22 protein-coding genes and 1 tRNA gene are annotated in these 23,511 nt (G+C 65.7%); 14 read left to right on the top strand and 9 right to left on the bottom strand.

The features are described from left to right. Nucleotides 1-35: 35 nt before the first annotated feature. The 6 genes from cyoB to AVMA1855_RS05270 are packed head-to-tail and all read left to right on the top strand — an operon-like array spanning nt 36 to nt 5,823. Entirely contained in the window at nt 36-2,039 is a 2,004-nt protein-coding gene (cyoB, locus tag AVMA1855_RS05295; protein WP_284424875.1) for a cytochrome o ubiquinol oxidase subunit I, read from the top strand. Next, complete coding sequence (gene cyoC / locus AVMA1855_RS05290; RefSeq protein WP_284403380.1) at nt 2,032-2,673, top strand: cytochrome o ubiquinol oxidase subunit III; 642 nt, start codon at nt 2,032-2,034, stop codon at nt 2,671-2,673. The genes cyoB and cyoC overlap by 8 nt, the downstream gene beginning before the upstream one ends. Continuing rightward, complete coding sequence (cyoD, locus tag AVMA1855_RS05285) at nt 2,670-3,098, top strand: cytochrome o ubiquinol oxidase subunit IV (protein ID WP_272564074.1); 429 nt, start codon at nt 2,670-2,672, stop codon at nt 3,096-3,098. The genes cyoC and cyoD overlap by 4 nt, the downstream gene beginning before the upstream one ends. After that, nucleotides 3,095-3,976 carry an SURF1 family protein gene (locus AVMA1855_RS05280; protein WP_502870267.1) on the top strand — a complete coding sequence of 294 codons (882 nt, stop codon included), beginning with the start codon at nt 3,095-3,097 and terminating at the stop codon, nt 3,974-3,976. The genes cyoD and AVMA1855_RS05280 overlap by 4 nt, the downstream gene beginning before the upstream one ends. Then, nucleotides 3,960-5,297, top strand: a complete 1,338-nt coding sequence (locus AVMA1855_RS05275) for an ATP-binding protein (protein ID WP_284424874.1) — start codon at nt 3,960-3,962, stop codon at nt 5,295-5,297. Before AVMA1855_RS05280 ends, AVMA1855_RS05275 begins: the two co-directional genes overlap by 17 nt. Further along, nucleotides 5,287-5,823 carry a response regulator transcription factor gene (locus AVMA1855_RS05270; RefSeq protein WP_284399448.1) on the top strand — a complete coding sequence of 179 codons (537 nt, stop codon included), beginning with the start codon at nt 5,287-5,289 and terminating at the stop codon, nt 5,821-5,823. The genes AVMA1855_RS05275 and AVMA1855_RS05270 overlap by 11 nt, the downstream gene beginning before the upstream one ends. 18 nt (nt 5,824-5,841) lie before the next feature. Here AVMA1855_RS05270 and AVMA1855_RS05265 read toward each other — a convergent pair whose 3' ends face one another. The 6 genes from AVMA1855_RS05265 to AVMA1855_RS05240 form a co-directional block, all read right to left on the bottom strand. Continuing rightward, a complete protein-coding gene (locus AVMA1855_RS05265; RefSeq protein ID WP_284424873.1) occupies nt 5,842-6,306 on the bottom strand; it encodes a hypothetical protein in 465 nt (154 codons plus the stop codon). Between the two features lie 229 nt (nt 6,307-6,535). After that, nucleotides 6,536-9,121: a bifunctional aconitate hydratase 2/2-methylisocitrate dehydratase gene (acnB, locus tag AVMA1855_RS05260; RefSeq protein ID WP_284424872.1), complete on the bottom strand. Its 2,586-nt coding sequence runs from the start codon at nt 9,119-9,121 to the stop codon at nt 6,536-6,538. A gap of 88 nt (nt 9,122-9,209) precedes the next feature. Continuing rightward, nucleotides 9,210-9,905, bottom strand: a complete 696-nt coding sequence (locus AVMA1855_RS05255) for a hypothetical protein (protein ID WP_284424871.1) — start codon at nt 9,903-9,905, stop codon at nt 9,210-9,212. A gap of 49 nt (nt 9,906-9,954) precedes the next feature. After that, nucleotides 9,955-10,968 carry an HpcH/HpaI aldolase/citrate lyase family protein gene (locus AVMA1855_RS05250; protein ID WP_284424870.1) on the bottom strand — a complete coding sequence of 338 codons (1,014 nt, stop codon included), beginning with the start codon at nt 10,966-10,968 and terminating at the stop codon, nt 9,955-9,957. Beyond that, nucleotides 10,965-11,741 (bottom strand): trans-aconitate 2-methyltransferase, encoded by a 777-nt coding sequence (gene tam, locus AVMA1855_RS05245; protein ID WP_284424869.1) that lies wholly within the window; start codon nt 11,739-11,741, stop codon nt 10,965-10,967. The genes AVMA1855_RS05250 and tam overlap by 4 nt, the downstream gene beginning before the upstream one ends. 21 nt (nt 11,742-11,762) lie before the next feature. Beyond that, entirely contained in the window at nt 11,763-12,749 is a 987-nt protein-coding gene (locus AVMA1855_RS05240) for a malate dehydrogenase (RefSeq protein WP_284409018.1), read from the bottom strand. A 223-nt stretch (nt 12,750-12,972) separates the two neighbouring features. On the opposite strand from AVMA1855_RS05240, the gene AVMA1855_RS05235 reads away from it, so the two are divergent. The 7 genes from AVMA1855_RS05235 (at nt 12,973) to AVMA1855_RS05205 (ending at nt 18,949) form a co-directional block, all read left to right on the top strand. After that, nucleotides 12,973-13,764, top strand: coding sequence for a GntR family transcriptional regulator (locus tag AVMA1855_RS05235; RefSeq protein WP_272564083.1), 792 nt, complete (start codon nt 12,973-12,975; stop codon nt 13,762-13,764). 136 nt (nt 13,765-13,900) lie between these two features. Next, nucleotides 13,901-14,335 (top strand): succinate dehydrogenase, cytochrome b556 subunit, encoded by a 435-nt coding sequence (gene sdhC, locus AVMA1855_RS05230; RefSeq protein ID WP_284403348.1) that lies wholly within the window; start codon nt 13,901-13,903, stop codon nt 14,333-14,335. 44 nt (nt 14,336-14,379) lie between these two features. Then, complete coding sequence (gene sdhD / locus AVMA1855_RS05225) at nt 14,380-14,745, top strand: succinate dehydrogenase, hydrophobic membrane anchor protein (protein WP_284424868.1); 366 nt, start codon at nt 14,380-14,382, stop codon at nt 14,743-14,745. A gap of 31 nt (nt 14,746-14,776) precedes the next feature. Next, entirely contained in the window at nt 14,777-16,585 is a 1,809-nt protein-coding gene (sdhA, locus tag AVMA1855_RS05220; RefSeq protein ID WP_272564086.1) for a succinate dehydrogenase flavoprotein subunit, read from the top strand. A gap of 27 nt (nt 16,586-16,612) precedes the next feature. After that, a complete protein-coding gene (locus AVMA1855_RS05215) occupies nt 16,613-17,314 on the top strand; it encodes a succinate dehydrogenase iron-sulfur subunit (RefSeq protein ID WP_272548188.1) in 702 nt (233 codons plus the stop codon). Between the two features lie 5 nt (nt 17,315-17,319). After that, nucleotides 17,320-17,619 (top strand): succinate dehydrogenase assembly factor 2, encoded by a 300-nt coding sequence (locus AVMA1855_RS05210; RefSeq protein WP_284403346.1) that lies wholly within the window; start codon nt 17,320-17,322, stop codon nt 17,617-17,619. A 19-nt stretch (nt 17,620-17,638) separates the two neighbouring features. Beyond that, the gene (locus tag AVMA1855_RS05205; RefSeq protein ID WP_284399417.1) at nt 17,639-18,949 is read left to right on the top strand and encodes a citrate synthase; all 1,311 of its coding nucleotides are present in this window, start codon (nt 17,639-17,641) and stop codon (nt 18,947-18,949) included. Between the two features lie 320 nt (nt 18,950-19,269). Here the strand turns inward: AVMA1855_RS05205 and AVMA1855_RS05200 are convergent. From AVMA1855_RS05200 to AVMA1855_RS05190, 3 genes are all read right to left on the bottom strand, one after another. After that, a tRNA-Val gene (locus tag AVMA1855_RS05200) sits at nt 19,270-19,346 on the bottom strand. 69 nt (nt 19,347-19,415) lie between these two features. Next, nucleotides 19,416-21,641 (bottom strand): RelA/SpoT family protein, encoded by a 2,226-nt coding sequence (locus AVMA1855_RS05195; protein WP_284424944.1) that lies wholly within the window; start codon nt 21,639-21,641, stop codon nt 19,416-19,418. A 29-nt stretch (nt 21,642-21,670) separates the two neighbouring features. After that, the gene (locus AVMA1855_RS05190) at nt 21,671-22,624 is read right to left on the bottom strand and encodes an alpha/beta fold hydrolase (protein ID WP_284424943.1); all 954 of its coding nucleotides are present in this window, start codon (nt 22,622-22,624) and stop codon (nt 21,671-21,673) included. 69 nt (nt 22,625-22,693) lie between these two features. Here AVMA1855_RS05190 and AVMA1855_RS05185 point away from each other — a divergent pair, with 69 nt between their 5' ends. Then, entirely contained in the window at nt 22,694-23,476 is a 783-nt protein-coding gene (locus AVMA1855_RS05185) for a 3-hydroxybutyrate dehydrogenase (protein WP_284424867.1), read from the top strand. Nucleotides 23,477-23,511: the final 35 nt, after the last annotated feature.

Raw genomic sequence — 23,511 nt, 5'->3', positions numbered from 1 at the left:
CTCACTTTTCACGCGCCAACGGCACGCGACCTCCGATGTCCGATCCTACAGACCTCACCCGACTTATCTTTGGCCGCCTCTCCTGGGAGGCCATCCCACTGCACGAACCGATCCTGATCGCGACGTTCGCCGCCGTCGTGCTCGGCGGCATCGCCGTGCTCGGTGCGCTGACCTACTTCAAGCTATGGGGCTACCTGTGGCGCGAGTGGTTCACCAGCATCGACCACAAGAAGATCGGCATCATGTACATCATCCTCGGGCTGGTGATGCTGCTGCGCGGCTTCGCCGACGCGATCATGATGCGGATGCAACAGGCCATCGCCTTCGGCGACAACCCCGGCTTCCTGCCGCCGCACCACTACGACCAGATCTTCACCGCCCACGGCGTGATCATGATCTTCTTCGTGGCGATGCCGCTGGTCACGGGCCTGATGAACTACGTGGTGCCGCTGCAGATCGGCGCGCGCGACGTGGCCTTCCCGTTCCTCAACAACTTCAGCTTCTGGATGACCACCAGCGGCGCCGTGCTGGTGATGGCCTCGCTGTTCGTGGGCGAGTTCGCCAAGACCGGCTGGCTGGCATATCCGCCGCTCTCGGGCATCCTGCACAGTCCGGACGTGGGGGTGGATTACTACATCTGGTCGCTGCAGATCGCGGGGGTGGGCACGCTGCTGTCGGGGGTCAACCTGCTGGTGACCATCGTGAAGATGCGCGCGCCCGGCATGAGTCTCATGAAGATGCCCGTGTTCACGTGGACCTCGCTGTGCACCAACGTGCTGATCGTCGCCGCCTTCCCGGTGCTGACGGCCGTGCTGGCGCTGCTGTCGCTGGACCGCTACGCCGGTTTCAACTTCTTCACGAACGACTTCGGCGGCAACTCGATGATGTACGTGAACCTGATCTGGATCTGGGGCCACCCTGAGGTCTACATCCTGATCCTGCCGCTGTTCGGCGTGTTCTCCGAAGTCGTCTCCACGTTCAGCCGCAAGAAGCTGTTTGGCTACGCCTCCATGGTCTATGCCACGGTGGTGATCACCATCCTGTCGTACCTGGTGTGGCTGCACCACTTCTTCACGATGGGCTCGGGCGCCAGCGTGAACTCGTTCTTCGGCATCACGACCATGATCATCTCGATCCCGACCGGGGCGAAGATCTTCAACTGGCTGTTCACCATGTACAAGGGCCGCATCAAGTTCGAGGTGCCCATGCTGTGGACCATCGGCTTCATGGTGACCTTCGTGATCGGCGGGATGACCGGCGTGCTGCTGGCGGTGCCACCGGCCGACTTCGTGCTGCACAACAGCCTGTTCCTGATCGCCCACTTCCACAACGTGATCATCGGCGGCGTGGTGTTCGGCCTGTTCGCCGGCATCAACTACTGGTATCCCAAGGCCTTCGGCTACAAGCTCGACCCGTTCTGGGGCAAGTGCTCGTTCTGGTTCTGGCTGATCGGCTTCTGGATGGCCTTCATGCCGCTGTACGTGCTGGGCCTGATGGGCGTCACGCGCCGCATGAGCCACTTCGAGGACATGTCGCTGCAGATCTGGTTCCAGATCGCCGCTTTCGGCGCGGTGCTGATCGCCCTGGGCATCGGCAGCTTCCTGATCCAGCTGGTGGTCAGCTGGCGCAACCGCGAAGCCCTGCGCGACACGACGGGCGACCCATGGGGTGGCCGCACGCTGGAGTGGTCCACTTCGTCGCCACCACCCGCCTACAACTTCGCGTTCACGCCGCAAGTGCATGACAACGATGCCTGGCACGACATGAAGCAGCGCGGCTACGAGCGTCCGCTGGGCGGCTTCATCCCGGTGCACATGCCCAAGAACACGGCCGCTGGCGTGGTCATCGCCGGCATCTGCACGGTGCTGGGCTTCGCGCTGATCTGGCACATGTGGCTGCTGGCCGGCGTGTCCTTCGCCGCCCTGCTGGTCGTGAGCATCGCCCACACCTTCAACTACCAACGCGACTACTACATCGATGCGGACACCGTTGCCCGCACCGAAGCCGATCGCACCCGTCTCCTGGCCAGCCATGTCTGATACCACCGCACTCCACCACCCCGGCGCCTCGGGCGCCCCGGCGAAACCGGTCTTCCACCTCACGGAAGAGCACCATCCGCAGAACGGCACCCTGCTGGGCTTCTGGATCTACCTGATGAGCGATTGCCTCATCTTCGCCTGCCTGTTCGCCGTCTACGGCGTGCTGGGCCGCAGCTACGCCGCCGGCCCGTCCGGCGCCGACCTGTTCGACCTGCCGCTGGTGGCGCTGAACACGTCCATGCTGCTGCTGTCGTCGATCACGTATGGCTTCGCCATGCTGGAGATGCAAAAGAAGAAGGTCAACCGCACCATCGTGTGGCTGGCCATCACCGGCCTGCTGGGCGCGGCCTTCATCGGCCTGGAGCTGTACGAGTTCAACCACCTGATCCACGAAGGCGCCGGTCCGCAGCGCAGCGCGTTCCTGTCGGCCTTCTTCGGCCTGGTGGGCACGCACGGCCTGCACGTCACCTTCGGCATCATCTGGCTCGTCGTGCTGCTGTTCCAGCTCAAGAAGCACGGCCTGACCCCCGCCAACCGCCGCCGCCTGCTGTGCCTGTCCATGTTCTGGCACTTTCTGGACGTGGTCTGGATCGGCGTCTTCACCTTCGTCTACCTGATGGGAGTCCTGCCATGAGCACCCCCCACAACCACCAGAACCTCACCGACACCCACGATGGCCACCACGGCCACGACGACCACCACGATCATCACCATGAAGACGATGGCGCCAGCCACGGCTCCATGCGCGACTACGTGATCGGCTTCGTCGCATCGGTCATCCTGACCGCCATTCCGTTCTGGCTCGTGATGGGCAAGGTGTTCGAGCAGTCGAGCACCACGGCCCTGGTCATCCTGGGCTTCGCCGCGGTGCAGATCGTGGTGCACATGGTGTACTTCCTGCACATGAACACCAAGTCCGAAGGCGGCTGGAACATGCTGGCACTGGTCTTCACCGTCGTGCTCGTGGTCATCACGCTGGCGGGCTCGCTGTGGGTGATGTTCCACCTCAACCACAACATGATGCCCATGTCGATCCACGACATGAAGAACATGCCTTGACCCCGATCTCCGGCAGCGCGACTGCATCCTCTCCCGCGCCCGCCACGGGCGCGGACAGGCCCGCCCCGCCCCGCTCCCGGGCCGGACTGGCCGCGATGGGGGTGTGCGCGCTGCTGGTGTTTGCCACGCTCGTGGCGCTGGGCAGCTGGCAAGTGGCACGCCGCGCCTGGAAACTGGATCTCATCGAGCGCGTGGAGCAACGCATCCATGCCGCTCCCACCGCCCCCCCCTCCTCCGCCGAATGGCAGCGCAGCCCCGATGCCGCGCGCGACGCCGAGTACCGCCACGTGCGCCTTCGCGGCACCTTCGACCACGCCAAGGAGGCGCTGGTACAGGCCAACACCACGCTGGGCGCCGGCTTCTGGGTGGTGACGCCGCTGCGGCAGGCCGATGGCACGGCCGTGCTGGTCAACCGGGGCTTCGTGCCGCCGGAGGCCCGCGATCCTGCCGCACGCACCGCCCCCGCGCCCCAGGGCGAGACCGAGGTGACCGGCCTCCTGCGGCTGAGCGAGCCCGGAGGCGGGTTTTTGCGGCACAACAACCCCGCCGCCGACCGCTGGTTCTCCCGCGATGTGGCCGCCATCGCCGCCGCACGCGGTGTGGCAGGCATCGCGCCCTATTTCGTGGACGAGGACGCCGCACCCCGCTCCGCTGCACCCACCGCCACGGGCACGGGTACGGGCACGTCAGCGGACGCCCTCCAATGGCCCGTCGGCGGCCTGACGGTGGTGCGTTTCCCCAACAGCCACCTGGTCTATGCCATCACCTGGTACACGCTGGCCCTGATGGTGGCAGCGGGTGCCTGGTACGTATGGCGCGACGACCGCAGGCGCCGCCAGCACCACGCTTCGCCCGCCACCGATGCCGCACTCCCCTGACGCCCCGACCGAACGGCCCGCGCCGCGCACGCGGGCGGCGGTGGCGGACTCCACCGGGCTCAAGAACCTGCAGCAGCTGATCCAGCTGCGCTGGATCGCCGTGATCGGGCAGCTTTTCACCATCGAGGTGGTGCACTACAGCCTGGGCATCATCCTGCCGCTGCAGGCCATGCTGATGGTGCTGGGCGCCCTGGTCGTGTTCAACACGGCCAGCCTGCTGCGCTGGCGCATCGGCCGCCGCGTGCGCAACGTGGAGCTGTTCTTCGCCATGGTGGTGGACGTGGCCATGCTCACTGCCCAGCTCTACCTGAGCGGCGGCACCACCAACCCGTTCGTCTTCCTGTACCTGCTTCAGGTCACGCTGGCCGCCGTGCTGCTGCGCGCGGGCTACACCTGGACCATCGTCGCCATGACGGTGGCCTGCCTGTGCGGGCTGGCCCTGTTCAGCCGCCCGCTCGCCCTGCCGCTGGACCACGACCGGGGGCTGTACAGCCCCTACGTGCTGGGCATGCTGGTGTGCTTCATGCTGAACGCCGTGCTGCTGGTGATCTTCATCACGCGCATCGGCCGCAACCTGCGCCAGCGCGACGCCCGGCTGGCGACCATGCGCCAGCGCGCCGCCGAAGAAGACCACATCGTGCGCACCGGGCTGCTTGCCTCGGGTGCGGCCCACGAACTGGGCACCCCGTTGTCCACCCTGGCCGTGATCCTGGGCGACTGGCGCCGCATGCCCACCCTGGCGCAGGATGCCGAGCTGCAGGCCGAGATCGCCGAGATGCAGGCCCAGGTGCGGCGCTGCAAGACCATCGTGAGCGGCATCCTGCTGTCGGCTGGAGAAACCCGGGGCGAGGAATCGATGCAGACCACCGTATGCACCTTCCTCGACCAACTGGCCGAGGAGTGGCGCAGCACGCGGCCCGTGGGCACGTTCGCCTACGACAACCAGTTCGGCGAAGACCGCCCCATGGTCTCGGATGTCACCCTGCAGCAGATGGTCTTCAACGTGTTGGACAATGCACGGGATGCGTCGCCGCATTGGGTGGGCCTGGCGGCTGAGCAGGAGGCCGGTGCCCTGCTCATCACCGTCACCGATGCCGGCCCCGGTTTCGCCCCGGCCATGCTGGAGCAGTTCGGCAAGCCCTACCAGTCCAGCAAGGGCCGGCCGGGCGGCGGGTTGGGGCTGTACCTGGCCACCAATGTGGCGCGCACCCTGGGAGGCACCATCACCGCGCGCAACCGCGCGGCCGGCGGCGCCGCCGTCACCATCACCCTTCCGCTGGCAGCCGTCGCGCTGCAGGAGACCCCGGACCATGGACGCTGACCGCCTGTTGCTGATCGTGGAGGACGATGAGGCCTTCGCACGCACGCTGGCGCGCTCGTTCGAACGGCGCGGCTACCACGTGCTGCATGCGGCCAACCTGCCCGAGGTAGAGGCGCTGCTGGACGGGCACACACCGGGCTACGCCGTGGTGGACCTGAAGCTCAAGGGCGAGGCCTCGGGCCTGGCCTGCGTGCAGAAACTGCACTCCGCCAACGAAGACATGCTCATCGTCGTGCTGACGGGCTTCGCCAGCATCGCCACGGCCGTGGAGGCCGTGAAGCTCGGCGCATGCCACTACCTCGCCAAGCCTTCCAACACCGACGACATCGAGGCCGCCTTCGGCCTGACCGAGGGCAATATCGAAGTGGAGCTGACCAACCGCTCCAGCTCGATCAAGACGCTGGAATGGGAGCGCATCCACGAGGTGCTGGCCGAAACCGGCTTCAACATTTCGGAAACCGCGCGACGCCTCGGCATGCACCGGCGCACCCTGGCACGCAAGCTGGACAAGCGCCGCGTGAACTGACGGCCCGATCGCACCCGGTCAGCCGGGATGCTGCTTGAGCACCGCCGGCTCCCGAAGCGCCCCGGGCCAGAGCTGGACGAGATAGTGGTCGTCGCCTTCCAGCCCATCGGCGGACAGCGAATCCAGGCCGGCACAGGAGAGCCTGACCCGGTAGGTGCCCGGCGGCACGTCGAACCGGGCGGCGTCGGGAAAATAGTCGGTGCAGCCTGCCACGACGAGCGGCCCCTGTGCAATCACCACCGAGCCCTCCACCATGTGGTCGAACGCGGCCAGATCCGCTTCGGGCTCGGCCGGCAGCCACTCCAGCGTCACCGGTACCGGCATGTTTCGCGCGGTGCCGAACCCGACGACACCTTCCGACACGGCCAGCATGCGAAGCGTCGCGGCCTCGTCCCAGGCGCTCGCCAGGTCGCCTGTCGCCGCCTCGTCCTGCAGATAGAACTGGTGGTAATCCGCGAAAAGGGTCAGGCGATGGGATGGCATGGCGGGAGGGCTTTCGGCTGCGGGATTTGAATGCGGCGCTCCGCGGCGCCATCGATCGGTTTGCGCCCGATCGTAGCGCCGGGCGAAAGCGCCATTCCGACGCCACCAGACCGTTCAGCATCAAAACGGCCTCCAGGGCAATCAAAGTCCCGGCATATCGCTATCATTTCAATAGCAAAAAGAAAAAGCCCGCCGAAGCGGGCTTTTTCTTCAGGGTGGCAGGCGCCGATCAGGCGGCGACGCCGTCCGCGACTTCCTTGTACTCCTCGATCTGGTCGAAGTTCATGTACTTGTAGATCTTGTCGCCGTTCTGGTTGAGCACGCCCACATCCGCCAGGTACTCTTCCTTGGACGGAATGCGGCCCAGCTTGGAGCAGATGGCCGACAGCTCGGCGGAACCCAGGTACACGTTCGTGTTCTTGCCCAGGCGGTTGGGGAAGTTGCGGGTGCTGGTGGACATCACCGTGGCGCCTTCCTTGACCTGTGCCTGGTTGCCCATGCACAGCGAGCAGCCCGGCATTTCCATGCGGGCACCGGCCGCGCCGAACACGCCGTAGTGGCCTTCCTCGGTCAGCTGGTGCGCGTCCATCTTGGTGGGCGGCGCCATCCACAGCTTGACCGGGATGTCCTTCTTGCCTTCCAGCAGCTTGGAAGCCGCGCGGAAGTGGCCGATGTTGGTCATGCACGAGCCGATGAACACCTCGTCGATCGTCGCGCCGGCCACGTCGGACAGCGTCTTGGCGTCGTCCGGGTCGTTGGGGCAGCAGACGATGGGCTCGGTGATCTCGGCCAGGTCGATCTCGATCACGGCGGCGTACTCGGCGTCCTCGTCGGGCTGCAGCAGCTGCGGATTGGCCAGCCACGCTTCCATGGCCTTGATGCGGCGCGTGATGGTGCGCGCATCGGCATAGCCCTGGGCGATCATGTTCTTGAGCAGCACGATGTTCGAGTTGATGTACTCGATGATCGGCTCCTTGTTCAGGCGCACCGTGCAGCCGGCGGCCGAGCGCTCGGCCGAGGCGTCGGACAGCTCGAACGCCTGCTCCACCTTCATGTCCGGCAGGCCTTCGATTTCGAGGATGCGGCCCGAGAAGATGTTCTTCTTGCCCTTCTTCTCGACGGTCAGCAGGCCGGCCTTGATGGCGTACAGCGGAATGGCGTGCACCAGATCGCGCAAGGTCACGCCGGGCTGCATCGCGCCCTTGAAGCGCACCAGCACCGATTCCGGCATGTCGAGCGGCATCACGCCCGTGGCGGCGGCGAACGCCACCAGGCCCGAGCCGGCGGGGAAGCTGATGCCGATCGGGAAGCGCGTGTGCGAATCGCCGCCCGTGCCCACGGTGTCGGGCAGCAGCATGCGGTTGAGCCAGCTGTGGATGATGCCGTCACCGGGCTTGAGCGAGATGCCGCCGCGCGTGCTGATGAAGTCGGGCAGTTCGTGGTGCATCTTCACGTCCACGGGCTTGGGGTACGCCGCGGTGTGGCAGAAGGACTGCATCACCAGATCGGCGCTGAAGCCCAGGCAGGCCAGGTCCTTCAGTTCGTCGCGCGTCATCGGGCCGGTGGTGTCCTGCGAGCCGACTGAGGTCATGCGCGGTTCGCAGTAGGTGCCGGGCACCACGCCTTCGCCCTCGGGCAGGCCGCAGGCGCGGCCGACCATCTTTTGCGCCAGCGTGAAGCCCTTGCCGGTGGCGGCGGGGTTCTGCGGCAGGCGGAACAGCGTCGAGGGCGCCAGGCCCAGGGCCTCGCGCGCCTTGGCGGTGAGGCCACGGCCCACGATCAGCGGAATGCGGCCACCGGCGCGCACTTCGTCGAACAGCACTTCGCTCTTGACCTCGAACTCGGCGATGACCTGGCCGTTCTTGAGCGCCTTGCCGGCGTAGGGCAGCAGTTCGATCTCGTCGCCAATGTTCATCTGGCTCACGTCCAGTTCGATGGGCAGCGCGCCCGCGTCTTCCATGGTGTTGTAGAAGATCGGGGCGATCTTGGAGCCCAGGCACACGCCGCCGAAGCGCTTGTTCGGCACGTAGGGGATGTCTTCGCCGGTGAACCACAGCACGCTGTTGGTGGCCGACTTGCGGCTGGAACCCGTGCCCACCACGTCGCCCACGTAGGCCACGAGGTTGCCCTTGGCGCGCAGGTCTTCGATGAACTTCACCGGGCCGCGCTTGCCGTCTTCCTCGGGTGTGATGCCGTCGCGCTTGTTCTTGAGCATGGCCAGCGCATGCAGCGGAATGTCGGGACGGCTCCAGGCATCGGGGGCGGGCGACAGATCGTCGGTGTTGGTTTCGCCGGTGACCTTGAGCACCGTGAGCTTGATGCTTTGTGGCACTTCGGGACGGCTGGTGAACCACTCGGCGTCGGCCCAGCTTTGCAGGACGGCCTTGGCGAATTCGTTGCCCTTGTCAGCCTTTTCCTTGACGTCATGGAACTGGTCGAACATCAGCAACGTCTTCTTGAGGCCTTCGGCCGCGACGGACGCCACGGCCGCATCGTCCAGCAGGTCGATCAGTGGCGTGAGGTTGTAGCCGCCCAGCATGGTGCCCAGCAGCTCGGTGGCCTTCTCGCGGCCGATGAGTGCGCACTTTTCCGTGCCGTGGGCCACGGCCGCCAGGTAGCTGGCCTTGACCTTGGCGGCATCGTCCACACCGGCCGGCACGCGGTAGGTGATCAGGTCCACCAGGGTGGCTTCTTCGCCGGCGGGCGGCGCCTTCAGCAGCTCGATCAGCGAGGCGGTCTGCTTGGCCGTGAGAGGCAGGGGCGGAATGCCCAATGCGGCGCGCTCGGCCACATGGTCACGGTAGGCTTTCAACATATTTTTCTCCGGTGGGTTTTTGGTGTGGGGGGCTGGCCATGGCAGGCCCTGCGGTCCGGGCGCAGCGGGTGCGCCCGGGCAAGAAGAATCACTGGGCCGGTGCGGATGCAGCCGCCGGTGCCGCCACGGTGGCAGGTGCGTTGGCGGAGGCAGGCAGGGCTTCCAGCAGGCTGGGCTGCGGGTTCTTCTTGATGGATTCGGTCACGGCGACCTGCTGCGGGCTCATGCACTCGTCGGCCAGGCGCTGGCCGAGCTTCTGGTTCATGAGCATGGACTTGTTGGCGATCTGGATCCACACGGCGCCGGCCTTTTGGTCCTCCAGGCGCACCGCGCCCGTGCTGGTCGCGATGGGCGACATGTAGTAGTTGAAGCCCTTGCCGTCGATGCGGAAGTGGCCCGGCGACTTGGCATCGGCTTCCACATGCACGGAAGCGCCCAGTTCGCAGGGAATGTGGCCGGTGTGCACGCGTTCGGCAATGGCCAGTTCCTGCGGCGTCAGGGCGGCCTCGGCCGCGATGATGCCGGTGGCCACCTGGTTGGTGGCGCTCTTGAGCTGCGTGCGGCTGCTCGTGGCCTTCTTGGTCGCGACCGGCTTGGCTGCCGCGCTCTTGGCGGCCGGTTTGGCCGCGGGCTTGGCCTCGGCGGACTTCTCCTTGGCGGCAGCCTTGGCAGGTGCGGCCTTGGCCGTGCTCTTGGCCGGTGCGGGCTTGGCGGGAGCGGCGTCTTGCGCCATCACCAGCGCAGGGGCCAGCAGCATCAGGGCAGAAGCGATGAAGGTTTTCATGGGAACTCCGACGAAAAAGGAGGTGTGGGGAACTTGATGGTGGGACGGCTCAGGCCTCTGGGCCTGCGGCCGGCTGGGCAAACCAGGCCTGCGCCGCGGCGGGCAGCGCGCGGCCGGTCTGGTGCGCACGCTCCAGCACCTGCCAGAAATAGCGGTAGCTGGCGCGGTCGTGCAATACGCCATCGACGCTGACGGGGGCCCAGTCGGCGTGCGCGGCGGTGGAAAGAAGCTGGGCTGCCTGCGCGATCTCGTCCTGCGCGGGCGCGAAGGCTTCGAGGATGGGGCGGATCTGCGCCGGGTGAATGCTCCACATGCGCGTGTAGCCCAGCTGGCGCGCGGCGCGCCCGGCCGCCGTGCGCAGGGCATCGGCGTCGTTGAACTCGGTCACCACGCAGTGGGACGGCACTTTGCCGTGGGCGTGGCATGCCGCGGCGATCTCGAGCTTGGCGCGCACCACCAGCGGGTGCTCGAACTGGCCCAGCGATCCCATGGCACTCGCGGGAATCGCACCGGCGTGCGCCGAGACGAAATCCATCAAGCCGAAACTGATCGACTGCACGCGCGGATGGGCGGCGATCTCGAAGGCCTGCTGCACGGCCGCGGGCGACTCCAGCAGCACGTGCAACGGCACCTGCCCGGCCGATGCGGCGAGCAGGGCCTTTTCGGCGTGCAGCACGTCGTCCACCGACTCGACCTTGGGCACCATGATGTGACACAGCCGCGTGGCGGCTTCGCCGGCGATGGTGGCCATGTCGTCGGCGAAGGCGGGGTGGTCCACGGCATGCACGCGCGCGGCCACCCGGGCACCGGGGGATGCGGTGCGAGCCAAATGCGCCACGAGGGCGGCATGCTCGCGCTCGCGGCCCACGGGGGCACCGTCTTCGCAATCGAGGGTCACATCGAACACGCAGCGGCCCAGCTCGGCCGCCATGGCGGCTTGCAGCTCCAGGCTCTTGCGCATGCGCGCTTCCACGCCGCTGTAATGGTCGCAGACCGGCAAGCGCATGGCACTGGCCTGCGCGCCCATGAGCACCGCCGCGGGGTGGGCACCGGTCGCGCTCATGACGGGCGCTGCGCCACGATGAACATGCGCGGGAACGCCAGCAAACGGCGGCCATCGCTGCGCACGGCATAGGCCGCGGCGATGCGGCGCTCGTACTCGGCCAGAAAGCCCTCGCGCAACGCATCGCCCAGCGGGTCGATGAAGGGCTTGAGGCCCGTGGCGCGCACCCATTCGACGATGGCCGCGGGCGACGCCATCACATGCTGGTAGACGGTGTGCCACACGTCGATGCGCTCGGCGCGCGGGGCCAGCAGATCGTAGTAGCCGCCGATGCCCAGAAGCTCGGTGCGCAGCGCGTCGGCATCGCCGATGGGCTCGCGCCACGGGGCCTCGGCCGCCACTTCGCGCATCAGGCGGTGCGTGGGCTCCTGGCGGTTGTCGGGCATCTGGATCGCCAGCACGCCGCCGGGGGCGAGGCTGTCGAACAGGCGCGGAAAGAGGTCGCCATGCCCCCCCACCCATTGCAGGGAGGCATTGGCGTAAATGAGGTCGGGCGCCGTGTCGGGCACCCAGCGGGCGATGTCGCCCAGCACGAAGGAGACGCCGGGCAGGCGCTCGCGCGCGCTGGCCAGCATGGCTTCGGAATTGTCGATGCCGGTCACCTGCGCCTGCGGGAAGCGCCGGACCAGCAGTTCGGTGGAATTGCCCGGCCCGCAGCCCAGGTCCACCACGTGGACCGGCGCGGTATGGGGCACCCGCGCGAGCAACTCCTGGGCCGGGCGCGTGCGCTCGTCCTCGTAGCGGCGGTAGAGCGCGGGATTCCAGTCGAGCATGAAAAACGGAACCCGAAAAAATTACAGCAGGTGCTTCACGCCGTCTTGCTCGCCTTGCAGCTCGGCCAGCGTCTTGTCGATGCGTTCCTGGCTGAAAGCGTCGATTTCCAGGCCTTCGACGACTTTGTACTCGCCGTTTTCGCAGGTGACAGGGAAACCGAACATCACATCCTTGGGAATGCCGTATTGGCCATCCGAAGGAACGCCCATGGTGACCCACTTGCCGTTGGTGCCCAGGGCCCAGTCGCGCATGTGGTCAATGGCGGCGTTGGCTGCCGAAGCGGCCGAGGAGGAACCGCGTGCCTCGATGATGGCGGCGCCGCGCTTGCCCACCGTGGGCAGGAACGTGTTGGCGTTCCATTCCTGGTCGTTGATCGTCTTGGCGACGCTTTCGCCATTGATGGTGGCGAAGCGGTAGTCGGCATACATCGTGGGCGAGTGGTTGCCCCACACGGCCAGCTTTTCGATGGCGGCCACGGGCTTGCCGGTCTTGGCGGCGATCTGGCTGGCAGCACGGTTGTGGTCCAGGCGCAGCATGGCGGTGAAGTTCTTGCGCGGCAGGTCCGGCGCGCTCTTCATGGCGATGTAGGCGTTGGTGTTGGCGGGGTTGCCCACGACCAGCACCTTCACGTTGCGGCTGGCCACGGCGTTCAGCGCCTTGCCCTGGGCCGTGAAGATGGCGCCGTTGACGGCCAGCAGTTCGGCACGTTCCATGCCTGGGCCGCGGGGACGCGAGCCCACCAGCAGGGCGTAGTCCGCGTCCTTGAATGCCGTCATAGGGTCGCTGTGGGCTTCCATGCCGACCAGCAGCGGGAAGGCGCAGTCGTCGAGTTCCATCATCACGCCCTTGAGCGCCTTTTGCGGGCCTTCGACGGGCACTTCGAGCAATTGCAGGATGACGGGCTGGTCCTTGCCCAGCATTTCGCCGGAGGCAATGCGGAACAGCAGGGCGTAACCGATTTGACCGGCGGCGCCGGTAACAGCAACGCGGACGGGCTTCTTGCTCATGAAAAACTCCAGAAAGTGGAAAAACGGGTGTCGGTGCAGTTGATGCACCAGCGCCAGTCAAACCAAGCAGCCCGTGCCCTGCAGAACAGCTCCCGAGTGTACCGCTGAAATCCGGAGCCGGTCAATTTGTCTTATGTCTTATATAAGATATGATCCGGCCTCGCCGACGCGCGAAAACACCCCACTTTTGCCTTGCGCGCCAGCCGTCCCTCGATCCGCCGCCATGTCCACCCTTCCGGTTGCCGCCTCCGACAGCCCTGCGCTCCCCGCAGGAAGCGCGGGCGCACCCACGCCGGCCTTCAGCCCGCTGTACCAGCAGATCAAGGGACTCATCCTGCACAGCCTGCAGCATGGCGAATGGAAGCCGGGCGAATCGATCCCGAGCGAGATGGAACTGGCTGCCCGCTTCCGCGTGAGCCAAGGCACGGTGCGCAAGGCCATCGACGAACTGGCGGCGGAGAACCTCGTCGTTCGCCGCCAGGGCAAGGGCACGTTCGTCGCCACGCATGCCGAGCGGCATGTGCAATACCGGTTCCTCAAGCTCATGCCCGACTCTGGCGACGCCGGGGTCGAGGGGCCGGCCCAGCGCCACATCATCGAATGCCGCCGCATCCGTGCCAGCGCCGAGATCGCGCGCGCCCTGGCGCTGCGCAGCGGCGACGCCGTGGTGCATGCCCGGCGCATCCTGTCGTTCGGCGACGTTCCTACCATCCTGGAGGATATCTGGCTGCCCGGGCAGGCCTTCAAAGGACTGACCGCCGAGCAGATGTCCAGCTACCAGGGCCCCACCTACGCCATGTTCGAAATCGATTTCGGCGTGAGAATGGTGCGCGCCGACGAGAAGCTGCGGGCAGTGCAGCCCGACGGAGAGCAGGCGCGGCTGCTGCAGGTGGCACCCGGTACGCCGCTGCTCAGCGTGGAGCGCATCGCCTACACCTACAACGAAGTTCCGATGGAGTTACGCAAGGGCCTGTATCGCACCGATACGCACCACTACCACAACGAACTGAGCTGAGGCTGCCCGACCATGCCGATACCGCGCGGTGAAATTACGCCGTACCGAAACACTGCGGTTGTTGCATTGCAATAGAATTTTGGGTTGTTTCGTTCGCGCGAAATTACAAAGCAGTTACATCCACGAAAGCACCGCCATGACCGAGATCGCCAAAAAGCGGCCTGAATTCCGCAACATCAATGCCCTCACGGACCTGCCCACCTACCGCCTTCCTGCCGCAGGATGGGTGTCGATCCTGCACCGCGTCAGCGGTGTGATCATGCTGGTGCTGCTCCCCTTCATCCTGTGGATGTTCGACACCTCGGTGTCCTCCGAAATCTCCTTCGGCAAATTCAAGGCCGCTTTCACGGTGGGCCTGGGCTTCGTGCCGGGCTGGTTCCTCAAGCTCGTCGTGCTGGCCCTCATCTGGTCGTACCTGCACCACTTCACCGCCGGCCTGCGCCACCTGTGGATGGACGTGAGCCATGACGCGGTGAACAAGGACTTCAGCAGCAAATCCGCCACCGCCACCCTCGTCATCAGCATCGCCCTCACCGTCGTGCTCGGCGCCAAGCTGTTCGGCCTGTACTGAGCCGCGCCGGCCATCCCACGAACCCCACAAAAAAAGGATCTCCTATGTCCGTGAACTACGGCTCCAAGCGCATCGTCGTCGGTGCCCACTACGGAGTGCGCGACTGGCTGAGCCAGCGCGTGACCGCCGCCCTGATGGCGCTCTTCACCGTGGTGCTGCTCGCCCAGGTGCTGCTGACCAAGGGTCCCATCGGCTACGACCGCTGGGCTTCGATCTTCTCGGCGCAATGGATGAAGGTGCTGACCTTCTCCGTCATCGTGGCCCTCGCCTGGCACGTCTGGGTGGGCACGCGCGATGTGCTGATGGACTACGTGAAGCCCGTGGGCTTGCGCCTCGCCCTGCAAGCCATGGCGATCTTCTGGCTCGTCGGCTGCGCCGGCTGGGGTATCCAGATCCTCTGGCGTCTCTGATCCAATCCCCCGCGACTGAAGGCAAATAACAATGAGCTACACCAAAGCGAACATCACCACGCGCAAGTTCGATGTCGTCATCGTCGGCGCCGGCGGCTCCGGCATGCGCGCCGCCCTCGAACTCTCCCGCGCTGGCCTGAACGTGGCCTCGCTGTCCAAAGTGTTCCCCACCCGCTCGCACACCGTGGCGGCGCAGGGCGGCGTGAGCGCGTCGCTCGGCAACATGAGCGAGGACAACTGGCACTACCACTTCTACGACACCATCAAGGGCTCCGACTGGCTGGGCGATCAGGACGCCATCGAGTTCATGTGCCGTGAAGCCCCCAAGGTCGTGTACGAGCTCGAACACTTCGGCATGCCGTTCGACCGCAACCCCGACGGCACCATCTACCAGCGCCCTTTCGGTGGCCACACGGCCAATTACGGTGAAAAGCCGGTGCAGCGCGCCTGCGCCGCGGCCGACCGCACCGGCCACGCCATGCTGCACACGCTGTACCAGCAGAACGTCAAGGCCAAGACCAACTTCTTCGTGGAGTGGATGGCGCTCGACCTGATCCGCGACGCCTCTGGCGACGTGGTCGGCGTGACCGCCCTGGAACTCGAAACCGGCGAGCTGTATGCCCTGCAGGCCAAGGCCGTGCTGCTGGCCACCGGCGGCGCGGGCCGCATCTTCGCGGCATCGACCAACGCGTTCATCAACACCGGCGACGGCCTGGGCATGGCGGCACGCGCCGGCATCCCGCTGCAGGACATGGAGTTCTGGCAGTTCCACCCCACCGGCGTGGCCGGTGCCGGCGTGCTGCTGACCGAAGGCTGCCGCGGCGAAGGCGCCATCTTGCTCAACAGCAACGGTGAACGCTTCATGGAGCGCTACGCGCCCACGCTGAAGGACCTGGCGCCGCGCGACTTCGTCTCGCGTTCCATGGACCAGGAAATCAAGGAAGGCCGCGGCTGCGGTCCCAACAAGGACTATGTGCTGCTCAAGCTCGACCACCTCGGTGCCGAGACGATCCACAAGCGTCTGCCTTCGGTTTATGAGATCGGCGTCAACTTCGCCAACGTCGACATCACGAAGGAACCGATCCCCGTGGTGCCCACCATCCACTACCAGATGGGCGGCATTCCGACCAACATCAACGGCCAGGTCGTGATCCAGAACGGCGATGTGCACAACCAGGTCGTCAACGGCCTGTACGCCGTGGGCGAATGCTCGTGCGTTTCGGTGCACGGTGCCAACCGCCTGGGCACGAACTCGCTGCTCGACCTGCTGGTCTTCGGCAAGTCCGCAGGCCGCCACATCGTGGACATGATCAAGGGCAGCGGCGAGCACAAGCCCCTGCCGGCCGACGCCGCCGACCGCACCCTGGCACGCCTGAACCAACTGCAGGATTCGAACGAAGGCACCTACGCCCAGGACGTCGCCAACGACATCCGCGCGTCGATGCAGCAGCACGCCGGCGTGTTCCGCACGCAAGAGGGCATGGATGAAGGCGTGGTCAAGATCAACGCCATCCGCGAGCGCGTGGGTTCCGTCACGCTCAAGGACAAGTCCAAGGTCTGGAACACCGCGCGCATGGAAGCGCTGGAAGTGGACAACCTCATCGAAGTGGCCCAGGCCACGATGACCTCCGCCGCCGCCCGCAAGGAATGCCGCGGCGCCCACACCGTGTATGACTACGAGCATCCGGCCGACCACGCGGAATTCCCGCTGGGCCGCAACGACAAAGAGTGGATGAAGCACACCTTGTGGCACAGCGCAGGCAACAACCTGACCTACAAGCCCGTGAACCTGAAGCCTTTGACGGTCGACAGCGTGCCTCCCAAGGTCCGTACGTTCTGACCCTACAAGCCCACGAGAAAGAACACCATGAAGCGCACCTTTCAAATCTACCGCTACGATCCGGACAAGGACGCCAAGCCCTACATGCAGACCGTGGAGATCGAACTCGACGGCCACGAGCGCATGCTGCTGGACGCCCTGGTGAAGCTCAAGGCGCAGGACCCGTCCATCTCGTTCCGCCGTTCATGCCGCGAAGGCGTCTGCGGCTCCGACGCGATGAACATCAACGGCAAGAACGGCCTGGCGTGCCTCACCAACATGAACACGCTCAAGGGCACCATCGTGCTCAAGCCCCTGCCCGGCCTGCCCGTGATCCGCGACCTGATCGTGGACATGACGCAGTTCTTCAAGCAGTACAACTCGATCAAGCCGTATCTAATCACCGAAGGCATCACGCCCGAGAAGGAACGCCTGCAGAGCCCGGAAGAGCGCGATGAGCTCAACGGCCTGTACGAGTGCATTTTGTGCGCGAGCTGCTCGACGAGCTGCCCCAGCTTCTGGTGGAACCCCGACAAGTTCGTGGGCCCCGCCGGTCTGCTGCAGGCATACCGCTTCATTGCGGACAGCCGCGACGAGGCCACGGGCGCCCGCTTGGACAACCTCGAAGACCCCTATCGCCTGTTCCGCTGCCACACCATCATGAACTGCGTGGACGTGTGCCCCAAGGGCCTCAACCCCACCAAGGCCATCGGCAAGATCAAGGAACTGATGGTGCGTCGCGCCATCTGACCCCCATGGCCGACGACGAATTGCTCGACGAACGCGAGGCCGCCAAGCTGAAGTGGCGCAGCCGCCGCGGCCTGGTGGAGAACGATCTGTTCATCGAGCAGTTCTTCGCCACCTACGGCTCGCGCCTGACCCAGCGCCAGGCACAAGGTCTCACGACCTTGATGGACCTTTCCGACAACGACCTGCTGGACCTGCTGCTGCGGCGCAAGGAACCCACGGGCGAGATCGATACCAGGGACGTCAAGGAAGTGCTTGAACAGCTGCGCCGCAGAGCGTCAGCACCCCCTCCACCGCTTGCGGGCTAACAACAGAAGGAAACTGGAAATGAAACTGGCAGACAACAAGGCAACGCTATCGTTCAGCAACGGCAGCCCCAGCGTGGAACTTCCCGTGTACCAAGGCAGCATCGGCCCCGACGTGGTCGACATCCGCAAGCTGTACGCGCAGACGGGCATGTTCACCTATGACCCCGGTTTCCTTTCCACAGCGGCATGCCAGTCCTCGATCACGTACATCGACGGCGACAAGGGCGAGCTGCTGTACCGCGGCTACCCCATCGAGCAACTGGCCACGCAGTGCGACTTCCTGGAAACCTGCTACCTGCTGCTCAAGGGCGAACTGCCCAACCCCGCGCAGAAGACCGAGTTCAGCGACAGCGTGACCAAGCACACGATGGTCAACGAGCAGATGCAGTTCTTCCTGCGTGGCTTTCGCCGTGACGCCCATCCGATGGCCGTGCTGACGGGCCTGGTGGGTGCGCTCTCGGCCTTCTACCATGACAGCACGGACATCAACAACCCGCAGCACCGCGAGATCTCGGCCATCCGCCTGATCGCCAAGATGCCGACGCTGGTGTCGATGGCCTACAAGTACGGCGTGGGCCAGCCCTACATGTACCCGCAGAACGACCTGAGCTATGCCGGCAACTTCCTGCGCATGATGTTCGGCACGCCGTGCGAAGAGTACAAGGTCAATCCGGTGCTCGAACGCGCGCTCGACCGCATCTTCATCTTGCACGCCGACCACGAGCAGAACGCCTCCACCTCCACGGTGCGCCTGTGCGGCTCCTCGGGCACCAACCCATTCGCCGCCATCGCCGCGGGCGTGGCCTGCCTCTGGGGCCCCGCCCACGGTGGCGCCAACGAAGCCGCATTGAACATGCTGCACGACATCCAGGCGCAGGGCGGCGTGGAGAAGATCGGCGAGTTCATCAAGCAGGTCAAGGACAAGAACTCCGGTGTGAAGCTGATGGGCTTCGGTCACCGCGTGTACAAGAACTACGACCCGCGCGCCAAGCTCATGCAGGAAACCTGCAACGAAGTGCTGGCCGAACTGGGCCTCGAAAAGGATCCGCTGTTCGCCCTGGCCAAGGAGCTGGAAAAGATCGCGCTGGAAGACGACTACTTCGTGCAGCGCAAGCTCTACCCGAACGTGGACTTCTACTCCGGCATCGTGCAACGCGCGATCGGCATCCCGGTGAACCTGTTCACCGGCATCTTCGCGCTGGCCCGCACCGTGGGCTGGATTGCCCAGCTGAACGAGATGATCGGCGACCCCGAGTACAAGATCGGCCGCCCCCGCCAACTGTTCGTGGGCGCAGAGCGCCGCGACGTGCAGCCGCTGGACAAGCGCTGAGCCGAAGCCGCGCTTCTGGAGAGGGCCTGCGATGCAGGGCCCCTTTCTACAGAATGCAACGGGCAACATCGAATGCCAGTCAGCCATGCTGACTGGCATTTTTCATGGTGGTCCACGCCACGTCTCTGGTGGCCCAGCAGAGGCGCATCACAGCGATATCAGGCTGCGGCAGACGACTTTTGCGGACGCCTCAGGGACATAGGGCCCATTCCATGAGGAGCCGCTATTGCAGCCATTGGGTGGCCGAAAGCCCAAACCTTTTCGGAAATAAAAAAAGCCTTCCAAATCGATGATTTGGAAGGCTTTTACCAATGGTTAATTGGTAGGCGCGATTGGACTCGAACCAACGACCCCCACCATGTCAAGGTGGTGCTCTAACCAGCTGAGCTACGCGCCTGTGTGTATTCGAGAAGTGAGATTGTAGCAGTAAAAAATACGCGTTCCAGGCAACTTCGCGCGCTTTCTTTCAACGGCGCCGTGCAGAACGCACGCCTTGCACCGTGGCCACAATGCCGAGCACTTTGTTGAGCCGTCCGGAGTCGGCCACCTCCACCGTGAACGTCATCCAGGCCGTGCCTTTCACGGACTGCGTCTGAACGCCGATCACGTTGGTCTTCTCCCTGGCAAAGACCTCGGAAATGTCGCGCAGCAGGCCTTGCCGGTCTGCAGCCTCGACCGACACGTCCACGGGATAGACCGACGGGCCGGCACCGGCGGACGCCTTGGATTGCCCCCACTCCACTTCGATGACGCGTTCGGCACTGCGCGCCGCCATCTCGCGAAAATTGCTGCAGTCGGCGCGGTGCACGCTCACCCCTTTGCCACGCGTGACGAAGCCCCGGATGTTGTCGGGCGGCGCAGGCTTGCAGCACTTGGCCAGTTGCGTCATCAGCGAATCGATGCCCACCACCAGCACCCCGCCCTTGGGCGCGGCCTCGGAGGTGCGCGTCTTCTTGAGAAGCAGGTAATCGTCCGGCTGCAGCACGGGCTCGGGCGGGCGCAGCAGCGTCTCGATGGTGCGCAGCGAGAACTCGTCCTTGCCCACCACTTCGAACAAGGCGTCCGCCGTCTTGAAGCCCAGCTGCACGGCAAGATCGTCGAGCTTGATGGCGGTCTTGCCCTCTCGCTGCAGCAGCTTTTCCACCGCCTCGCGGCCCCGCGCCGTGGTCTCATGGGTGGCCTGGGCGTTGAACCACGCTCTCACCTTGGCGCGGGCGCGGTGGCTGGTGAGGTAGCCCAGTTCGGCATTGAGCCAATCGCGTGACGGGCGGCCTTCCTTGACGGTGGTGATCTCCACGGTCTGCCCGTTCTGCAGCGGCGTGTTGAGCGGCACCATGGCACCGTCGACGCGTGCGCCTCGGCAACGGTGGCCGACACTGGTGTGCACTGCATAGGCGAAATCGACCGGGGTGGCTCCCTGCGGCAGCTCCACCACGGCCGCATCCGGCGTGAGCACGTAGATGCGGTCCTCGAACAGCCCCCCGTGCTGCACGGTGCCCGCCATGTCCCGCTCCCAGGCCAGCAACTGGCGCAGCACCGCGATCTTGGCGTCGTATTCGCCGGAGGCCGAAACACCCGCATAGCCTTTGGTGCCCGCCTCCTTGTAGGCCCAGTGCGCGGCTACGCCATGCTCGGCGTGGTCGTTCATGGCCTGGGTGCGGATCTGGATTTCGATGGCCTTGCCCGTCTCGTCGCGCACGACGGTGTGCAGCGACTGGTAGCCGTTGGGCTTGGGCTTGGCGATGTAGTCGTCGAACTCGGCGTCGATGGGCTTGAAATGCTCGTGCACCCAGGACAGCGCAGCGTAGCAATCCTTCACCGAAGGCACCACCACCCGCAGCGCCCGGATGTCGAACACATGCTCGAAGTCGAGCGACTTGCCGCGCATCTTCTTGACGATGCTGTAGATGTGCTTGGGCCGGCCCTGCACGCTGGCGCTGATGCTGCGGGCCCGGAGTTCGGACTCCAGCCGGCCGCGAAGCTGCTCCATGTACACCTCGCGCTCGGCCCGCTTTTCGTCCAGCAGCCGGGCCACCTGCTTGTAGGTCTCCGGCTCCAGGAACCGGAAGGACAGGTCTTCCAGCTCCCATTTCATCTGCCAGATGCCGAGCCGGTTGGCCAGCGGCGCGAACACCTGCAGGGCCTCTCGCGCGATGCCGGGCGACACGGCGCGTTTGGTGGCGGCATAGAAGCGCAGGGTTTGCAGGCGCGAGGCCAGCCGCAGCATCACCACGCGCAGGTCCCGGGAGAACGCGAGCAGCATCTTGCGCACGTTCTCGGTCTGCGTGGCGGGGTCGTCCACCGGGTGTCCGGCGATCTGGGCTTCGCGTGCCTGCTGCTGCACGCGCATGAGCTTGGTGGTCTCCACGGCCAGCGCGGCGAAGTTCTGCCCGAAGGCCTTGGCGATGACCTCCTCGGGCTTGTTCAGGTGCGAGCAGGCATGCACCAGATAGCTGGCCGCCTGCATGGCTTCCGACCCACCGATGTTCTTGAGGATGGAGGCGACGGCTTCGGCGTGCGCGAAGGTGTTCTCACCGGTCTCCAGCGTCTCGCTGGACAGCAGAGGCTCCGCAAAGGCCCGGGCACGCGCCAACGCGCCCGCCTGCTCGGGCAGCGACAGCGCCGTGGCAGCGATGAGCTGCGGCACGGCATCGGACCGGGGCGACGCGCTCCCCGCGCCTCCCTGACCCAGCGTGGCGGGAGGTGCGGTGGCCAGGCTCTTCACAGCCCACCTCTTCTTTCGCTGGAATCGAAGAGGAACGCCTCGACCGCATCCACCTGTTCGTCCGCCACCAGCGTCGGGGCGTGCCCCACCCCGTTCCACTCCACCACCTGGGCCCGGGGCCCGCGTTGCGACATGGCTTGCGCCGTCGAGCGCGAGAGCAGATCCGATTGCGCGCCGCGCAGCAGCAGCGTGCGTGCGGCGATCCGGTCGTACAGCTGCCACAGCTGCGCCTCGCCCGCAACGGCGGCCTCCTGCGTCATCGCGCGAAACGGCTGGGCAATGGCCGGGTCGTAGTGCAGCACGAACCCGCCCTCGGGCGCAGGCCGGAGCATGGCGCGCGACAACGCCAGCCACTGCGCCGGCGTATGGGGACCGAAGCTGGAGGAGATCGTCCACAGGGCATCGGCTGCCTGCTGCTCCGTTTCGAAGTGGGCGGGCCGCCCGAGGTACTGGCCGATGCGCTGGAGCGCACTCCATTCGATCACCGGCCCTACATCATTCAGGACCAGCCGGCGCACCGGCACGGGAAGCGGCAACCCTGGCTGGCCGAGCAGCGCCATGCCGATCAGGCCACCCATGCTGGTGCCCACCCAGTCCAGATGCTGGATGGGAGCGCGGCCATGCACGTCGGCCAGCAGTGCTAGCATGTCGGCGGCATAGACCGGCACCTGATAGGCCATGGGGTCGGCGAGCCAGTCGCTGCGGCCGCGGCCGGCCACATCGGGGCACAGCACACGTGCGTGGCGGGACAGACGGCGGGCGAGCACATCGAAATCACGCCCCTGGCGCGACAGGCCATGCACGCAGACCACTACGTGCGGATGGTCCGGCTGGCCCGTCGCGTTCCATTCCCAATACGCCATGCGATGGCTGGCGGCTGCACCGTCCGCCGAGCCCTCCTTGGCAGCGATTCCAGGGCAATTCACGTAATTCAGCGTAGGCTCGGTCATGGGAACGAATTCGTCGCGGGGGCGCTCGATAATGGTTGCGTTCATCCTAATTCATTCGGAGAGACTCACATGCTTCAAGGCAAAACCGCCCTCGTCACCGGCTCCACGAGCGGCATCGGACTGGGCATCGCCAAGGCGCTCGCGCGCCAGGGCGCCAACGTCGTCCTCAATGGTTTCGGCGATGTGGACGGCCCCCGTGCCGAAGTGCTGGCTGCCGGCGAAAGCCATGGCGCGCAGGTGGCCTACCACGGGGCCGACATGGGCCGCGCAGCGGACATCGAGGACATGATGAAGTACAGCGCCAGCCAGTTCGGGCGCGTGGATATCCTGGTCAACAACGCAGGCATCCAGCACGTGGCAAACGTGGAGGACTTTCCCGTCGAGAAGTGGGATGCCATCCTGGCGATCAACCTGACCAGCGCCTTCCACACCTCGCGCCTGGCCCTGCCTCCAATGAAAGCGGCCAACTGGGGCCGCATCATCAACATCGCCTCGGTGCACGGGCTGGTGGCTTCGGCCCAGAAGGCGGCCTATGTGGCAGCCAAGCACGGCATCGTGGGCCTGACGAAGGTCACCGCATTGGAAACCGCCACCACCGGCGTGACCTGCAATGCGATCTGTCCCGGCTGGGTGCTCACGCCGCTGGTTCAGAAACAGGTCGATGCCAAGGCGGCCGACCAGGGCCTGTCGAACGAAGACGCAAAGAAGCAGTTGCTGAGCGAAAAGGAACCCTCGCTGCAGTTCACCACGCCCGAAGAACTGGGCGAACTGGCGGTGTTCTTCTGCTCGCCGGCGGCCAACAATGTCCGCGGCGTCGCCTGGAACATGGACGGTGGCTGGGCCGCCCAGTAAGAACGAAAAGCCTTAACCGCCCGATCACCGGCGCC

The organism is Acidovorax sp. SUPP1855 (genome assembly GCF_030158955.1).
Lineage (GTDB): Bacteria > Pseudomonadota > Gammaproteobacteria > Burkholderiales > Burkholderiaceae_C > Paracidovorax.
The sequence above is the reverse complement of the archived record's forward strand: the minus strand, read 5'-3'. Positions and strand labels throughout refer to the sequence as shown.

Excerpts from the sequence above, each read along its gene's own strand:
- cyoB (WP_284424875.1), top strand. The coding sequence starts at position 36 with ATGTCCGATCCTACAGACCTCACCCGACTTATCTTTGGCCGCCTCTCC.
- cyoC (WP_284403380.1), top strand. The coding sequence starts at position 2,032 with ATGTCTGATACCACCGCACTCCACCACCCCGGCGCCTCGGGCGCCCCG.
- cyoD (WP_272564074.1), top strand. The coding sequence starts at position 2,670 with ATGAGCACCCCCCACAACCACCAGAACCTCACCGACACCCACGATGGC.
- AVMA1855_RS05275 (WP_284424874.1), top strand. The coding sequence starts at position 3,960 with ATGCCGCACTCCCCTGACGCCCCGACCGAACGGCCCGCGCCGCGCACG.
- AVMA1855_RS05270 (WP_284399448.1), top strand. The coding sequence starts at position 5,287 with ATGGACGCTGACCGCCTGTTGCTGATCGTGGAGGACGATGAGGCCTTC.
- AVMA1855_RS05265 (WP_284424873.1), bottom strand. The coding sequence starts at position 6,306 with ATGCCATCCCATCGCCTGACCCTTTTCGCGGATTACCACCAGTTCTAT.
- acnB (WP_284424872.1), bottom strand. The coding sequence starts at position 9,121 with ATGTTGAAAGCCTACCGTGACCATGTGGCCGAGCGCGCCGCATTGGGC.
- AVMA1855_RS05255 (WP_284424871.1), bottom strand. The coding sequence starts at position 9,905 with ATGAAAACCTTCATCGCTTCTGCCCTGATGCTGCTGGCCCCTGCGCTG.
- AVMA1855_RS05250 (WP_284424870.1), bottom strand. The coding sequence starts at position 10,968 with ATGAGCGCGACCGGTGCCCACCCCGCGGCGGTGCTCATGGGCGCGCAG.
- tam (WP_284424869.1), bottom strand. The coding sequence starts at position 11,741 with ATGCTCGACTGGAATCCCGCGCTCTACCGCCGCTACGAGGACGAGCGC.
- AVMA1855_RS05240 (WP_284409018.1), bottom strand. The coding sequence starts at position 12,749 with ATGAGCAAGAAGCCCGTCCGCGTTGCTGTTACCGGCGCCGCCGGTCAA.
- AVMA1855_RS05235 (WP_272564083.1), top strand. The coding sequence starts at position 12,973 with ATGTCCACCCTTCCGGTTGCCGCCTCCGACAGCCCTGCGCTCCCCGCA.
- sdhC (WP_284403348.1), top strand. The coding sequence starts at position 13,901 with ATGACCGAGATCGCCAAAAAGCGGCCTGAATTCCGCAACATCAATGCC.
- sdhD (WP_284424868.1), top strand. The coding sequence starts at position 14,380 with ATGTCCGTGAACTACGGCTCCAAGCGCATCGTCGTCGGTGCCCACTAC.
- sdhA (WP_272564086.1), top strand. The coding sequence starts at position 14,777 with ATGAGCTACACCAAAGCGAACATCACCACGCGCAAGTTCGATGTCGTC.
- AVMA1855_RS05215 (WP_272548188.1), top strand. The coding sequence starts at position 16,613 with ATGAAGCGCACCTTTCAAATCTACCGCTACGATCCGGACAAGGACGCC.
- AVMA1855_RS05210 (WP_284403346.1), top strand. The coding sequence starts at position 17,320 with ATGGCCGACGACGAATTGCTCGACGAACGCGAGGCCGCCAAGCTGAAG.
- AVMA1855_RS05205 (WP_284399417.1), top strand. The coding sequence starts at position 17,639 with ATGAAACTGGCAGACAACAAGGCAACGCTATCGTTCAGCAACGGCAGC.
- AVMA1855_RS05190 (WP_284424943.1), bottom strand. The coding sequence starts at position 22,624 with ATGACCGAGCCTACGCTGAATTACGTGAATTGCCCTGGAATCGCTGCC.
- AVMA1855_RS05185 (WP_284424867.1), top strand. The coding sequence starts at position 22,694 with ATGCTTCAAGGCAAAACCGCCCTCGTCACCGGCTCCACGAGCGGCATC.